The sequence below is a fragment of the Microbacterium sp. S1037 genome (assembly GCF_048381605.1).
Classification (GTDB): Bacteria; Actinomycetota; Actinomycetes; order Actinomycetales; family Microbacteriaceae; genus Microbacterium; species Microbacterium testaceum_B.
In genome coordinates, this window is the sequence record NZ_JBLWIG010000002.1 from 411650 (window position 1) to 426554 (window position 14905).

The 14905-nt window shown below is 69.6% G+C and carries 13 protein-coding genes; 9 read left to right on the forward strand and 4 right to left on the reverse strand.

Annotation, left to right across the window (positions count from 1 at the left end):
* The first annotated feature begins 98 nt into the window (after nt 1–98).
* A complete protein-coding gene (locus tag ACMW4R_RS12645; RefSeq protein WP_058595871.1) occupies nt 99–1112 on the forward strand; it encodes a TerC family protein in 1014 nt (337 codons plus the stop codon).
* 121 nt (nt 1113–1233) lie between these two features.
* Here ACMW4R_RS12645 and ACMW4R_RS12650 read toward each other — a convergent pair whose 3' ends face one another.
* Together ACMW4R_RS12650 and ACMW4R_RS12655 are read right to left on the reverse strand one after the other, a co-directional pair.
* Nucleotides 1234–2547 (reverse strand): LLM class flavin-dependent oxidoreductase, encoded by a 1314-nt coding sequence (locus ACMW4R_RS12650; protein WP_058630009.1) that lies wholly within the window; start codon nt 2545–2547, stop codon nt 1234–1236.
* The gene (locus tag ACMW4R_RS12655) at nt 2544–3854 is read right to left on the reverse strand and encodes an O-acetylhomoserine aminocarboxypropyltransferase/cysteine synthase family protein (RefSeq protein ID WP_418300084.1); all 1311 of its coding nucleotides are present in this window, start codon (nt 3852–3854) and stop codon (nt 2544–2546) included. The genes ACMW4R_RS12650 and ACMW4R_RS12655 overlap by 4 nt, the downstream gene beginning before the upstream one ends.
* Nucleotides 3855–4115: 261 nt before the next feature.
* On the opposite strand from ACMW4R_RS12655, the gene leuC reads away from it, so the two are divergent.
* From leuC to ACMW4R_RS12685, 6 genes are all read left to right on the forward strand, one after another.
* A complete protein-coding gene (gene leuC, locus ACMW4R_RS12660) occupies nt 4116–5576 on the forward strand; it encodes a 3-isopropylmalate dehydratase large subunit (RefSeq protein ID WP_058627855.1) in 1461 nt (486 codons plus the stop codon).
* Nucleotide 5577: 1 nt separating this feature from the next.
* Complete coding sequence (leuD, locus tag ACMW4R_RS12665) at nt 5578–6174, forward strand: 3-isopropylmalate dehydratase small subunit (RefSeq protein ID WP_418300085.1); 597 nt, start codon at nt 5578–5580, stop codon at nt 6172–6174.
* Between the two features lie 63 nt (nt 6175–6237).
* On the forward strand, nt 6238–7611 hold the full coding sequence (gene murA, locus ACMW4R_RS12670) for a UDP-N-acetylglucosamine 1-carboxyvinyltransferase (protein ID WP_058595866.1): 1374 nt from the start codon (nt 6238–6240) through the stop codon (nt 7609–7611).
* Between the two features lie 5 nt (nt 7612–7616).
* On the forward strand, nt 7617–8354 hold the full coding sequence (locus tag ACMW4R_RS12675) for a lysophospholipid acyltransferase family protein (RefSeq protein ID WP_418300086.1): 738 nt from the start codon (nt 7617–7619) through the stop codon (nt 8352–8354).
* Nucleotides 8344–9486 (forward strand): NAD(P)H-dependent glycerol-3-phosphate dehydrogenase, encoded by a 1143-nt coding sequence (locus ACMW4R_RS12680; RefSeq protein ID WP_058595864.1) that lies wholly within the window; start codon nt 8344–8346, stop codon nt 9484–9486. Before ACMW4R_RS12675 ends, ACMW4R_RS12680 begins: the two co-directional genes overlap by 11 nt.
* The gene (locus ACMW4R_RS12685) at nt 9386–10471 is read left to right on the forward strand and encodes a D-alanine--D-alanine ligase family protein (protein ID WP_418300087.1); all 1086 of its coding nucleotides are present in this window, start codon (nt 9386–9388) and stop codon (nt 10469–10471) included. The genes ACMW4R_RS12680 and ACMW4R_RS12685 overlap by 101 nt, the downstream gene beginning before the upstream one ends.
* A 38-nt stretch (nt 10472–10509) precedes the next feature.
* Here the strand turns inward: ACMW4R_RS12685 and ACMW4R_RS12690 are convergent, their stop codons facing one another.
* A complete protein-coding gene (locus ACMW4R_RS12690; protein WP_058614226.1) occupies nt 10510–11013 on the reverse strand; it encodes a DUF3515 family protein in 504 nt (167 codons plus the stop codon).
* A gap of 25 nt (nt 11014–11038) precedes the next feature.
* Between ACMW4R_RS12690 and thiL the strand changes: the two genes are divergently transcribed.
* Complete coding sequence (thiL, locus tag ACMW4R_RS12695; protein ID WP_418300088.1) at nt 11039–12043, forward strand: thiamine-phosphate kinase; 1005 nt, start codon at nt 11039–11041, stop codon at nt 12041–12043.
* Nucleotides 12044–12055: 12 nt separating this feature from the next.
* Here the strand turns inward: thiL and rsmD are convergent, their stop codons facing one another.
* The gene (rsmD, locus tag ACMW4R_RS12700) at nt 12056–12619 is read right to left on the reverse strand and encodes a 16S rRNA (guanine(966)-N(2))-methyltransferase RsmD (protein WP_058596499.1); all 564 of its coding nucleotides are present in this window, start codon (nt 12617–12619) and stop codon (nt 12056–12058) included.
* Nucleotides 12620–12696: 77 nt separating this feature from the next.
* Here rsmD and ACMW4R_RS12705 point away from each other — a divergent pair, with 77 nt between their 5' ends.
* Nucleotides 12697–14886: an ATP-dependent DNA helicase RecG gene (locus ACMW4R_RS12705; RefSeq protein WP_418300089.1), complete on the forward strand. Its 2190-nt coding sequence runs from the start codon at nt 12697–12699 to the stop codon at nt 14884–14886.
* Nucleotides 14887–14905: the final 19 nt, after the last annotated feature.

Sequence of the window (14905 nt, forward strand, 5' to 3'; positions counted from 1 at the left end):
CACGGAGATACGCACGCAATGAGCAGTACGCGCACAAGCCGCCCGCCGCGCACGGGACGGCCGATAAACTCGAGCGTTTCCCCCGAGAAAGGCCCGCGATGGAGCTGCAGCTGGACCCGCTCTTCCAGACGATCACCCTCGTGGTGCTCGTGCTGATCCTGGTCGCGGATCTGCTGATCATCCTCAAGCGCCCGCACATCCCCGCGGCGAAGGAATCGACCCTGTGGGTCGTGTTCTACGTCACGCTCGCGCTCATCTTCGCCGGAGTGCTATGGATCGTCGCCGGGGGAGAGGTCGCGGGGCAGTTCGTCGCCGGCTGGCTGACCGAGTACAGCCTCTCGATCGACAACCTGTTCGTCTTCGTGCTGATCATGGGGCAGTTCGCGGTGCCCCGGCGCTATCAGCAGGAGGTGCTGATGGTGGGCATCATCATCGCGCTGATCCTGCGCGGGGCGTTCATCCTCGTCGGCGCGACCATCATCGAGAACTTCAGTCCGATCTTCTACCTGTTCGGCGCGTTCCTCGTGTACACCGCGATCCGCCAGGCCTTCCCGGGCGACGACCACGACGACGACACGCAGAAAGAGAACCTGATCGTCCGGACGCTCCGCCGCGTCCTCCCGATGACGGACTCGTACGACGGTAAGAGAGTCATCACGCGTGTCGACGGCAAGAAGCTGTTCACACCCATGATCATCGTGTTCGTGGCGATCGGCGTGACCGATCTGCTGTTCGCGATCGACTCGATCCCCGCGATCTTCGGCATCACGCAGAGCCCGTTCATCGTCTTCACCGCCAACCTCTTCGCCCTGATGGGGCTGCGTCAGCTGTACTTCCTGCTCGGCGACCTTCTCGATCGCCTCAAGTACCTCCACTACGGCATCGCGTTCATTCTGGCCTTCATCGGCGTGAAGCTCGTCTTCCACGCGATGCACGTCAACGAACTGTCGTTCCTCAACGGCGGTGAGCCCATCGAGTGGGCTCCGGAGATCTCGACGTGGGTTTCCCTCGCCGTGATCGTGGTGTCGATGGCCGTCGCGACGATCGCGAGCCTCATCGCCGCGCGGCGTCAGCCGGCCGTGGCGGACGGACCTCGACACACCCCGGGGTGAGCGGGAGGCGGCGTGACGAGGCGTGTCCCGCAATGTGCGAACACAGACGGTGGTTTCTGCACAAAGTGGGACATGCCCCGGAGGTGAGCGGGACTGGGCGCCGAGCGCGCGGCATCCGGGACTAGAACGCCCGCAGGTTCGCCCGCAGACCCCCGTCGACGTACTCCTCGCGGAGGATGCCGCGACGGCGCAGGATCGGCACCAGGTCGTCGAGCAGGCGGTGGACGGTGACCGGGTGGAGGTCGCCCCATAGCAGCACGCCGTCGTTGCCCCACTCGCCGAGCTCCTCGATGCGGTCGGCGAACTCGTCCGCGGTCCCGACGAAGCCGGAACCGTCTTTCAAACGGCCGAGGCGCGCGTGGGCGGCCAGGATCGTCCGCAGCGGCGCGTCGGCGTCGTGCTTCCCGACGAGTCGTTTGATGCTGCCCTCCGACACGTGCTCGCCGAAGATCGAGCGGTCGAGAGGTCTGTCGAGGTCGAGACCGGTCAGATCCGTCTCGAGGTCGCTGGACTGCTTGCGCGCGATCGAGATCAACGCCTCCTCGGACGGATTCGCGGATGCCGCGACCAGACGGTCGGCCTCCTCCGGCGACGACACCAGTACAGGCTGGATCGCGAAAAGGATCTTGATGTCGGCGGCGTCGCGCCCCGCTGCCTCCGCCGCGGCGTGGATGCGTCCGCGGTAGGCACGGATGCTTGCCTCGTCGAGCGGGGCGAGCGCCAACTGCACGTCCGAATTGTGTCCCGCGAACGCCAGCCCGCGCCCCGAGCCGCCCGGTGAGACGATCGCCGGCTCGCCGTCGGTGAAGGGGATCGCGTTGAGCGGTCCGTCGAAGCCGAAGTACTCACCGCGGTGGCGCGTGGCATCCAATCTCGTCCCGTCGGCGTAGACGCCTGACTCCTCGTCGACGACGAGCGCTCCCTCGCCCCAGCTCCGCCACAGCTGACGGATGCCGTCGAGCCACTCCTCGGCCCGGTCGTAGGCCGCGTCGTGTCCGAGCTGCGGGGCCGTGGAGAAGTGGCGCGCACTGCCGGTGTCGGTGACGACGTTGAGTCCCAGGCGGTGCCCGCTCAGGTGTTGCAGCGTCGCGAACTGCCGGGCCGCGGTGTACGGCAGATACGCAGCGGGGTTCACCGTCGGCACCACGCCGAGGTGCCGCGTCGCGGCGAAGAGGTAGGGGGCGAGCAGGAGCGGATCGTGCTTCGGCCCGCCGAAGGCGTGGCGCACGCGCAGGTCGATCGTCTCCGCACTTCCGAGCGAGGGTGCGTCCTCGATGATGAGAAGGTCGAAGCCCGCCTGCTCGAGGGTTCGCGCCGAGTCCTGGTACAGACCCGGCTCCGTCCAGCGGTGATTCCAGCGGAGGTAGGGATGGCCCCAGCCGTGAGGGCCGAAGCCGCGCGCCAGGAACCACCCGAAGTGCTGCAGACGGCTCACAGGACGACCGTTTCGCGCTCGGCGACGGGCACTCCCACGAGCGCCTGCTCGAGATCGGCGAGGAGGTCGTCGACGTCTTCGATGCCGACGGAGAGGCGGATCGTGCCGGGGAAGACGCCCGCGCGCTCGCGCTCCTCGACCGTGCGCGCCGAGTGCGACGTGCTCTGCGGGTGCAGCACGAGCGAGCGCACGTCGCCGAGGTGGGTCATGTGCGTGATGAGCTTCACCGACTGCACGACGTGGCGCGCAGCTTCGAGTCCGCCGCGCAGGGTCACGGTGAAGACCGAGCCGGTGCCTCGCGTGAGGTACCGCGCACCGAGGTCGTGATGCGGGTGGGATGCGAGACCGACGTGGTCGACGCGCTCGACCTCGGGGCGGTTCTCGAGCCACTGTGCGATCGCCAGAGCGTTCTGCGACTGCCTCTCGACGCGCAAGCTCAGCGTCTCGATGCCCTGCCCGATCAGGAAGGCGTTCAGCGGCGACGGCGCGGGCCCGAAGCGCGGGGCCACGCTCTCGCGGATGTACGCGCCGCGTGCGCGGGTGCCGTACTTCTCGGCATAGCTCGCCCCGCCGAGGCGGTCGGCGTGGACGAGGTGCGGGAAGAGATGACCGGATGCCGCGGCGTCGAAGCGTCCGTCATCGACGATCACGCCCCCGAGCACGGCTCCCTGTCCGGCCAGGAACTTGCTCGCGGAGTGCACGACGACCGCCGCGCCGTGCTCGATCGGACGCAGGAGGTACGGGGTCGTGAAGGTGCTGTCGACCACGAGCGGGATGCCGTGCTCCCGCCCGATCGCGGAGACGGCGGCGATGTCGAGCACGTCGTTGCGGGCGTTGGAGAGGGTCTCGGCGAAGAGCGCCTTCGTGCGCGGGGTGATGGCATCCCGCCACGCGTCGAGATCGGAGGTGTCGACGAACGTCGTCTCGATGCCGAGCCGCGCGAGGTTGTCGAGGAGCAGACCGCGTGTGCCCTCGTAGATGTGCTCGGAGACCACGATGTGATCGCCCGCCCCGGCCAGGGCGAGGAGGGCGACGGTCACGGCGGCTTGTCCGCTCGAGACGAGGACCGCCTGATCGCCGCCCTCGAGGGAGGCGAGGCGGTTCTCCACGGCCTGCACGGTGGGGTTGCCCGTGCGCGTGTACCCGAAGCCCGCGCCGGTGCCGAAGTGCTCGGCGGACTCGTCGAGGTCGGTGAACGTGAAGCCGGCGGTGAGGTAGATCGGCAGAGCGCGCGGCGAGGCGGGTACGGTCGTGGCGCCCACGTGCACCTGTCGGGTCGAGAATCCGGGCTCTGCGTTCGCGGCCATGCGGCACGCTCCTTCCTGCGGCGTTCCAGAAGGCTCGCACGAGCGGTTCCGCGACGCCCAAACGTGCGGCGTCGTGTTACGTCGATCGGTACCCGGCGGAGCGCGGTGCGAGCGCCGAGGGGGAGGAGAGCCGGTGGTATCGTGACCAGGTGCGGATCGTCGGCCTCCTCCTTAGCGGCCGCGACGAGACCTTGTTCTAGGCCTTTCTCGTCGCGGAGTTCGTCGCGGGCCTCACACCCCTCCCGAGGAGAAACGCAAACCATGAGCACGATTCCCGAGAACCCTCGCACCCTGGCCGAGAAGGTCTGGGACGACCACCTTGTCGTGAAGGGCGAGAACGGTCAGCCCGACCTCATCTACATCGACCTGCACCTCGTGCACGAGGTCACGAGCCCCCAGGCGTTCGACGGCCTGCGCGCCGAGGGCCGCCCGGTCCGCCGTCTCGACCTCACGATCGCGACGGAAGACCACAACACCCCGACGCTCGACATCGACAAGCCGATCGCCGACCTCACCAGCCGCACCCAGATCGAGACGCTGCGCCGCAACGCTGACGAGTTCGGTGTCCGCATCCACTCGCTCGGCGACAAGGAGCAGGGCATCGTCCACGTCGTGGGGCCGCAGCTGGGTCTGACGATGCCGGGCATCACGGTCGTCTGCGGCGACTCGCACACCTCGACCCACGGTGCGTTCGGCGCGATGGCGTTCGGCATCGGCACCAGCGAGGTCGAGCACGTGCTCGCGACGCAGACCCTGCCGCTCAAGCCCTTCAAGACGATGGCGATCACGGTCGAGGGCGAACTGAAGCCCGGCGTGACGGCGAAGGACATCATCCTCGCGATCATCGCCAAGATCGGTGCCAACGGCGGCCAGGGCTACGTGCTCGAGTTCCGCGGCAGCGCGATCCGCTCCCTCTCGATGGAGGGGCGCATGACGATGTGCAACATGTCGATCGAGGCGGGCGCGCGCGCCGGCATGATCGCCCCCGACGAAACGACCTTCGCGTACGTCAAGGACAAGCCGCACGCCCCGCAGGGGCAGGACTGGGACGACGCCGTCGCCTACTGGCGTACGCTCCCGAGCGACGAGGGCGCCGTTTACGACGCCGAGGTCTTCCTCGACGCGAACGAGCTCGAGCCCTTCGTCACCTGGGGCACCAACCCGGGCCAGGGCGTGTCGCTGTCGGACGTCGTGCCCACCCCGGCCGACATCAGCGACCCCAACGAGCGCGCCGCAGCCGAGCGGGCGCTCGAGTACATGGATCTCGCGGCCGGCACCCCGATGAAGGACATCCCGGTGGATGCCGTGTTCATGGGCTCGTGCACCAACAGCCGCATCGAAGACCTGCGTGCCTTCGCCTCCGTCATCCAGGGGCGCACCAAGGCCGAGAACGTCCGCGTCATGGTCGTCCCGGGCTCGGCGCGCGTGCGCCTGGAGGCCGAGGCCGAGGGGCTCGACAAGGTGTTCACCGACTTCGGAGCCGAATGGCGCTTCGCCGGGTGCTCGATGTGCCTGGGTATGAACCCTGATCAGCTGGCGCCGGGGGAGCGTTGCGCTTCCACGTCGAACCGCAACTTCGAGGGTCGGCAGGGCAAGGGCGGGCGTACGCACCTCGTGTCGCCGCTGGTCGCCGCGGCCACCGCCGTGCGCGGGACGCTGTCGAGCCCCGCCGACCTGGAGCCGCTCCCCGCGGACATCGTTTCGACCGGGGCGGAGGCCTGACATGGAGAAGTTCACCACGCACACCGGTGTCGCCGCGCCTTTGAAGCGGTCCGCGGTCGACACGGATCAGATCATCCCCGCCGTCTTCCTCAAGCGGGTCACCAAGACGGGCTTCGACGACGCACTGTTCGCGAACTGGCGCCAGGATCCGGAGTTCATCCTGAACCAGGACGCCTACCGCTCGGCATCCATCCTCGTCGCAGGTCCCGACTTCGGTACCGGGTCGAGCCGCGAGCACGCGGTGTGGGCGCTGCGCGACTACGGCTTCCAGGTGGTCCTGAGCCCGAAGTTCGCCGACATCTTCCGCGGCAATTCGGGCAATCAGGGCCTGGTCACGGGCGTGATCACGGAAGACGAGGTCGAGCAGATCTGGGCGGTTCTCGAGGCGAATCCCGGCATCGAGATGACCGTCGATCTGCAGGCCAAGACCGCCACGGTCGGCGACCTCCAGGTCTCGTTCGACATCGACGATTACACTAGGTGGCGGCTTCTCGAAGGGCTCGACGACATCGGGCTCACGCTGCGTGACGAAGACAAGATCACGCAGTTCGAGGCGCGCCGCGAGGCATGGCGGCCGCGGACCCTTCCGGTCCGCTGAGCCCGATCGACCCGATCGGGTCGATTCGCCGCCCCTCGTCCACGAAGTGAGGTCCACCCCCCTATGAGCACACTCGTCAGCGACACCGGAGAGCACCCCATCGGGCAGCCGGATTGGGAGGCGGCAGAGACCCTCACCATCCGCGGCGGTCGTCCGCTGCGGGGAACCGTCGAGGTCAAGGGGGCGAAGAACCTCGTCACCAAGGCGATGGTGGCGGCACTCCTCGGCGACACCACCAGCACGCTCCGCGACGTCCCCATGATCAGCGATGTGAAGGTCGTGCGTTCGCTCCTCGAGGTGCACGGCGTCACCGTGACCGAGGGCGAGGAGGAGGGAACCCTCCACCTCGACCCCTCGGGCGCGGTCGCCGCGCATTTCGAGGAGATCGACGCGCACGCGGGAGCTTCGCGCATCCCGATCCTGTTCTGCGGTCCTCTGCTGCACCTCCTCGGCGAGGCGCTCATCCCCGATCTGGGCGGATGCCGCATCGGCGACCGTCCGATCAACTTCCACATGGACGCACTCCGCGCCTTCGGCGCCGTGGTCGACAAGAGCTATGAGGGGATCCGCATCACGGCCCCGAACGGCCTGCACGGCGCGAACATCACGCTCCCGTACCCGAGCGTCGGCGCGACCGAGCAGGTGCTCCTCACCGCGGTCCGCGCGAAGGGCGTGACCGAGTTGCGCAACGCCGCCATCGAGCCTGAGATCATGGATCTCATCGCGGTGCTGCAGAAGATGGGCGCGATCATCTCGTACGAGCCCAACCGCGTCATCTTCATCGAGGGCGTCGACAAGCTCGTCGGATACGACCACCGCGCGATCTTCGACCGCAACGAGGCGGCCTCGTGGGCCTGTGCGGCCCTCGCCACCGACGGTGAGATCTTCGCCAAGGGCGCTCGCCAGCAGGACATGCTGACGTTCCTAAACGTCTTCCGCAAGGCCGGCGGCTGGTTCGACGTGCGCGAGGACGGCATCCTGTTCCGTCGCGGCGACGCCCTCAAGCCCGTCATGGTCGAGACCGACGTCCACCCCGGTTTCATGACCGACTGGCAGCAGCCCCTCATCGTCGCGCTCACCCAGGCGCCGGGCACCTCGACGGTCCACGAGACCGTGTACGAGAACCGCCTCGGCTTCACGGCCGCGCTGAACAAGATGGGTGCCGACATCGTCGTGCACCCGAAGGGCATCGCGAGCCCCGACCGCCGTGTTCCGCGCCGTGACCTCGAACAGGCCGCCGTCATCAACGGCCCGACGCCGCTGCACGGCGCCGACGTCGAGGTTCCCGATCTGCGTGGCGGCTACAGCTATGTCATCGCCGCGCTGGCGGCCGAGGGGGAGTCGACGGTGCGCAACATCGGCATCATCCGCCGCGGGTACGAGAAGTTCCTCGAGAAGCTGACCGCTCTCGACGCCGACTTCTCCGTCGTGGGCTGACGCCGGTGGCCTCGAACCCCGAGAAGAGCCGGCCGAGCGCCTTCTGGCCGCTCGCGGCGATCATCGTCCCCGTCACGGGTCTCTTCGCCCGGATCGAGATCCGCGGTGCGGAGAACCTTCCTCGCGAGGGCGCGTACGTGCTCGCGCCGAACCACAACTCGGAGTTCGACCCGGTGACCGTCGCCGTGGCCGTGTGGCGCCTCGGTCGCGCGCCGCGGTTCATGGCGAAGGAGAGCCTGTTCAAGGTCCCCGTCCTGGGTGCCGCGCTGCGGGCGACCGGCATGGTCCCCGTGCCGCGGACGTCCACGAGCGCGAACCAGTCCATGAAGGCCGCGCAGCAGATCGCCACGGACGGGCGCGGCGTCATCGTCTACCCCGAGGGGACGCTCACGCGCGACCCCGACCTGTGGCCGATGCGCGGCAAGACGGGCGCCGTCCGGCTCGCCCTCGCCGGCGACCTTCCCCTCATCCCCATGGCGCAGTGGGGTGTTCAGCAGATCCTCCCGCGCTACGGCAAGCTCAAGTTCCCCCGCCGCTCGCACGTGATCGTGGAGTTCGGCCCCGCGATGGATCTGTCGGAGTACGCGGGCTCGACCTCGCCAGCCGTGCTCACGAGCGCGACCGACGCGCTCATGGGACGCATCTCGCAGATGCTCGCCGGCATCCGAGGTCTTCCGGCTCCGGCGGAGCGCTGGAACCCGTCGCAGCACGGGCAGAACGAGACGGGGCGCCTTGAGTCGTAAGAACGCCGCGCCCGTCGCCGGTCCCAAGGTCGCCGTCATCGGCGCCGGAAGCTGGGGCACGACGTTCGGGAAGATCCTCGCCGACGGCGGGGCGTCCGTCGTCATGTGGGCACGCCGTCCCGAACTGGCGGCCGAGATCACCGAGTCCAAGCGCAACAGTCGCTATCTCTCCGGCATCAACCTGCCTCGCACCATGACGGCGACCACCGACCTGGCCGAGGCGATCCGCGGCGCCGAGCAGATCTACCTCTCGGTGCCGAGCCAGTCGCTGCGCGAGAACCTCGCCGCGATCAAGCCGTTCGTCGAGCACACCGACGTGCCGATCGTCTCGCTCATGAAGGGCGTCGAGAAGTCGACCGGCCTGCGCATGAGCCAGGTCATCGAGCAGGTGCTCGCGTGCGACCCGGCGCGCATCGCCGTGGCATCCGGGCCCAATCTCGCGCTCGAGATCGCACGGGAGCAGCCGACCGCGGCCGTCATCAGCTCGCTGAGCCCCGAAACGGCCGAGGCGGTCGCTCGACGCGCACGCAACCGCTACTTCCGGTCGTTCGTGAACACCGACGTCATCGGCACCGAGTTCGGCGGGGTGCTGAAGAACCTCATCGCGGTGGCGATCGGCATCGTCGACGGCGTCGGATACGGCGAGAACACGAAGGCCTCGATCATCACGCGCGGACTCGTCGAGATGACCGACTTCGCCGTCGCGCAGGGAGCCCAGCCCGAGACGCTGCAGGGCCTGGCGGGCCTCGGCGACCTCATCGCGACGTGCCAGTCCCCGCTCAGCCGCAACAACACGGCGGGGCGTCTGCTCGGCCAGGGCTACGGATACAAAGAGGTGGTCGCTCAGATGCAGCAGACCGCCGAGGGCCTGGCATCCGTCGCTCCCGTTCTTCAGCTCGCGAAGCAGGTCGGTGTCGACATGCCCATCGTGCAGCAGGTGAAGATGGTGCTCGACGGCACCATGGACCCGCGGGACATCGCGCCCCACCTGACGACCGACGACGACCAGCCGCAGGGCGAGAGGACGCGAAATGACCAAACCGGTGGTGGTGGTGCTCTTCGGCGGGCGCTCCAGCGAGCATTCGATCAGTTCCGCCACGGCGGGCGGGGTGCTTCGCGCGATCGATCGTGACCGCTTCCGGGTGATCCCGGTCGGCATCACCCGCGACGGGGCATTCGTGCTCGAAGACGACGATCCGGCGAAGTTCGCCCTCATCCCCGAGGCGCTGCCCGAGGTTGTCGACAACGGCACGCGCGTCAGGCTGCCCGACTCGACGCTCTCGAGGGAGTGGACCGTGACGGATGCCGAGGGCACCCGGTCGCTCGGGAACGTCGATGCCGTGCTGCCGATCCTGCACGGTCGCTTCGGCGAAGACGGAACGGTGCAGGGCCTTCTCGAACTGCTCGACATCCCGTACGCGGGCGGCGGCGTGCTCATGTCGGCGATCGGCATGAACAAGCACGTGACGAAACAGGTGCTGCGGGCCGCACACGTGCCGGTCGTGCCCTGGGTGGCTGTCACGCGGGCCGACCTCGCTCACGACCGGCAGATGTGGGAGCGCCGCATGCGCGCCCTCGACCTGCCCGTCTTCGTCAAGCCCAATGAGGCCGGCTCCAGCGTCGGTGTGACCAAGGTGTCGCGCTGGGAAGACCTGGATGCCGCCCTCGACACCGCCTTCGCCGAGGACCGCCTCGTGCTCGTGGAGCAGGCGATCGTCGGGCGCGAGCTCGAGTGCGGCGTCCTGCCCGGGCGCGATGGGGGACCGGTGCGGGTGTCGGTGGCGGGCGAGATCGTGGTCACGGGCCGGGAGTTCTACGACTTCGAGGCCAAGTACCTCGATGCGCCGGGCGTCGACCTGGTCTGTCCGGCGGACCTGCGCGACGGCGAACTCGCCGAGATGCAGCGCATCGCCGCGCAGGCGTTCGAGGCCATCGGCGGCCAGGGCCTGGCGCGCGTCGACTTCTTCTACACCGGCACGGAGTTCTTCGTGAACGAGGTGAACACCATGCCCGGGTTCACCCCGATCTCGATGTTCCCGACGTGCTGGATCGCTTCCGGCCTGAGCTACCCCGACCTGATCAGCGACCTGCTCGACGCGGCGCTCGAGAAGGCCTGACGCGCCCTCGGGCGGGCGACCGCGCGGGCCGCGGGTGGCTACGGGGTCGGGGTGGGTGCAGGCGTCGCGTCCGACAGCGACGTGCACTTCGCCCCGGTCGCGGGGAGATTGTCGCGGATGAGCGGGCCGAGGGCCTGGGCGACGTCACCGCTGCTCGCGACACCCTGATCCAGGAACACCTGCACCGCGGGCTCGCGTCCGTACGTGGTGAGCGTGTACTTGTTCTCGGACGCCCGGGATTCGTCGACGATCCAGTCCACGCCGTCCGACGTCCGGCACGGCAGCGTCGTCGGCGCGGGGGCCTCGAGACCGCAGGTCATGAGAATGGATGCCGGATTCCCCCACGCCGCGGTGGACTGCGCGTCGGTCCAGCGCCGCTCCTGTCCCGAGATCGTCTTGGGCAGACGCGCTTCGACGTTGGCGCAGGCCGGGTCGTTCGCGAGCTTCGCGGGCTCCATCGCGACGTTCGTGCTGCAGGCCGCGAGCCCCGGCAGGAGCGTGAGGGCGGCGAGCAACGCGAGGGTCCGTGAAGAGCGGGGCACCCCTCCAGGCTAATAGCGTGGGGGAGTGACCGACGCCGAGACCAGCCGTGAGATCACCGTGGGAGAGCTCTCCGAGGGGCAGATCCTCCGCGGCATCCTGGACCGACTTCCCCCGTCGACGGCACCGGTCGGGCCGGGCGACGATGCCGCGGTGCTGGCCGTCCCGGACGGGCGCGTGGTCGCGACGACCGACACGCTCGTGCACGGCCCCGACTTCCGGCTCGCGTGGTCGTCGGCGCACGATCTCGGCTTCAAAGCGGCCGCCGTGAACCTCGCCGACGTCGCCGCGATGGGTGCGCGGCCGATCGCTCTTCTCGTGGCCCTCGCGATGCCCGACGCGACTCCGGTGTCGTTCGTCCGCGGCTTCGCCGACGGGCTCGCCGACGCGTGCGCCGAGCTCGCGCCCGATTGCGCCGTCGAGGGCGGCGACCTCACGGTCTCGGACACCCTCACGATCGCGGTCACGGCACTCGGCTCGCTCGACGGCCGCGTGCCCGTGCGCCGCTCGGGAGCGCGGGTCGGCGACGGCGTCTACGTCATCGGTGAACTCGGACCGGCCGCGAAGGGCATCGACCTGCTCTTCCGTCGGTTCACGGATGCCGATGGCACTCCCGTGGCCGTGACGCCTGAGGCGCGCGCGAGCCTCACCGCGGGGGACGCGCACGCGCTGTCGCGCCAGCTCGCCCCCCGACCGCCGATCGCCGACGCGCTGCGTGCCGCGGACGCGGGTGCCACCGCCATGATGGACATCTCGGACGGGCTCGCGCTTGACGCGACGCGCCTGGCGGATGCGTCGGACGTGACCATCGCGTTCGACTCCGCCGCTCTGGGCGACGACCCCGCGCTCGCCCTCGGCGGGGGAGAGGACCACGGGTTCCTCGCGACGTTCTCCGCGGAGGCCGCTCCTCTCGGCCGCCGTGTCGGAACGGTCGAAACGCGCGGGGAGCACTCGATCACCGTGGACGGGTCGCCGTGGGCGGGTCGTACGGGCTGGGATCCGTACCGCGACTGGGATGCCGGCCGCGGTTGACGGCCCACGCCCTCACGCGGTCGGTCGACCCCACCACATCGTCGTGTCGCCGTAGGTGCGCTCGCGTTCGGGCTCGAGCCCGGCGGCGGCCCAGTCCGGCGCGGGGGAACGCTTCGCGCGCTCGACGATGACGGCGGCGTCCGGACTCAGCCGTGGCGCGAGGGCGATCAGCACGCGGGTGAGCTCGTCGTCGCCCACGTCGTAGGGCGGGTCGATGAACACGAGGTCCCACTCGGCTCCGGATGCCGAGAGGTAGGTCGTGACGTTCGCGCGATGCACCCGCACGGGGGCCTCGACGCCCGCGGTGCGCAGCCGATCCGCGTTCTTGCGGATCACGGCGGCGGCGGGAGCGGACAGCTCGACGAGATCGGCTGAGGCGGCCCCACGGCTGAGGCTCTCGAGTCCGAGTGCTCCGGAGCCGGCGTACAGGTCGGCGACGCGTGCCTCACGGAGGAGGTCGGCGGATTCGAGCGCCGCGAAGAGCGACTCGCGCACGCGGTCGCTCGTGGGGCGTGTGCCCTTCGCGGGGACCTCGAGCACTGTGCCGCCGGCACGGCCGGAGATGATGCGCGTCACCCTTCCAGCCTACGGTCGCTCGCCCGAGCGAAGCGGGAGCCGCCGACGATGTCGGTGGTCGTCCCTAGACTCGACGCATGCCCGGTCTGTCGCTCGCCTCCCATCTCGACGGAGCGATCGGCGGCAAGACGGCGGCGGCGTTCGACCGCGCCTTCGGCGTGAAGACCGTCGGCGAGCTCCTCGAGCACTACCCTCGGCGGTACGCGCGGCGCGGTGAGCTGACCCCCATCTCGACTCTGCCCCTGGGCGAACCGGTCACGATCGTGGCCGAGGTGGTGAGCGCGAGCGAGCGGCGCATGCAGAACCGTCGGGGGTCGCTGCTCGAAGTCGTGATCAGCGACGGCGACGGTCGCCTGTCGCTGACGTTCTTCAACCAGCCGTGGCGGCTCAAAGACCTCACCCCGGGCAGGCGCGGCATCTTCTCGGGCAAGGTCGGCGAGTATCGCCGCCAGACGCAGTTGACGAATCCCGACTACGAGCTGTTCGACGACATCGCCGAGGCGCGTGCCGAGGCGGAGGTCAGCGCGAAGCGCCCGATTCCGATCTACCCCGCCACGGCGACCGTGCCGAGTCCCCTCGTGCAGAAGACGATCTCGCTCGTCCTCGACTCGCTCGGCGACATCGACGATCCCCTCCCCGCCGATCTGCGAGCGCGGCGTGGTCTGCTCCCCGCCCGCGCGGCGCTCGAGCAGATCCACCGTCCCGAGAACGACGACGACATCCCGCCCGCCGTGGCGACGCTGCGGATGCAGGAAGCCTTCGTGCTGCAGACGGCGTTGCTGCAGCAGCGTCAGTTCGTGCGTGCGCTCTCGGCGACAAAACGCCCCGCGCATCCCGGCGGACTCCTCGAACGCTTCGACCGCATCCTGCCGTTCGAGCTCACGCCCGACCAGCAGAGCGTGGGGGCCCAGCTCCAGTCCGACATGGTGGGGGACTGGCCCATGAACCGTCTCGTGCAGGGCGAGGTCGGCTCGGGCAAGACCCTCGTGGCCCTGCGCGCCATGCTGCAGGTCGCCGAGTCCGGCGGGCAGTCGGCACTGATCGCCCCGACCGAGGTGCTCGCCGCGCAGCACCTGCGCTCGATAGCCCGCATGCTCGGTCCCGAACTCGCGCCCGAACTGATGCCGACGCTGCTGACCGGTCAGCTTCCCGCTGCGGAGCGGCGTAAGGCCGCCCTGCGCGTCGCATCCGGTCAGGCGCGGATCGTCGTCGGCACCCACGCCCTCCTGAGCTCCACGACGACGTTCGCCGACCTCGGGTTCGTCGTGGTCGACGAGCAGCACCGCTTCGGCGTCGACCAGCGAGAGGCCCTGCGCGCCAAGGGCGATTCTCCGCACACCCTGGTGCTCACGGCCACGCCGATTCCCCGCACCGTCGCGATGACGGTGTTCGGCGATCTCGACGTGTCGACGATCCGGACGATGCCGGCCGGGCGTGCCGGTATCCAATCGTTCGTCGCGCCCCTCGCCGAGAAGCCGAGCTGGTTTGCACGCGTGTGGGACCGCGTGGCCGAGGAGGTCGCGCAGGGACGCCAGGCCTTCGTCGTCTGTGCCGCGATCGACGCCGAGCAGCTCACGGCCGACGAGAAGACCGACGAGCCGGCCGATGCGCCCGACGGTGCCGCAGCCGCCCCTCCGAACGAGACCAACCGAACGCGGTGGGGCGTCGTCCAGGTCGAGGCCCTGCTGTCGCGCCTGCCGGCTTTCGCCGACATCCGCGTCGAGATCCTGCACGGAAAGATGCCGTCCGATGAGAAAGATGCCGTGATGCAGGCGTTCGCGCGCGGCGACATCGACGTGCTCGTCGCCACCACGGTCATCGAGGTCGGTGTCGACGTCCCCAATGCGTCGACGATGGTCATCCTCGAGGCCGATCGTTTCGGTGTCTCGCAGCTTCACCAGCTGCGCGGTCGTGTCGGTCGTGGCGGTCTTCCCGGCCTGTGCCTGCTCGTCACCGAGGCGGCGCCGGGCACGTCGTCGCGCGCGCGGGTCGACGCGGTGGCGGCGACGCTCGACGGCTTCGCGCTGGCCGAGGTCGACCTCGAACTGCGCGGCGAGGGCGACGTGCTCGGCGGCGCGCAGTCGGGCGTGCGTTCGTCGCTGCGTCTCCTGCGCGTCGTCACCGACGCCGACCTCATCACCGAGGCGCGCGCCGAGGGCGAGCGGCTTCTCGCCGACGATCCGGCCCTGCAGCGGCATCCGGGGCTGGCGGCTGCGCTCGAGCGTCGTCTCGGCGTCGAAGAACGTGCGGCGCTCGCGAAGTCCTGAGCACGTGGCCGTCGGTAGG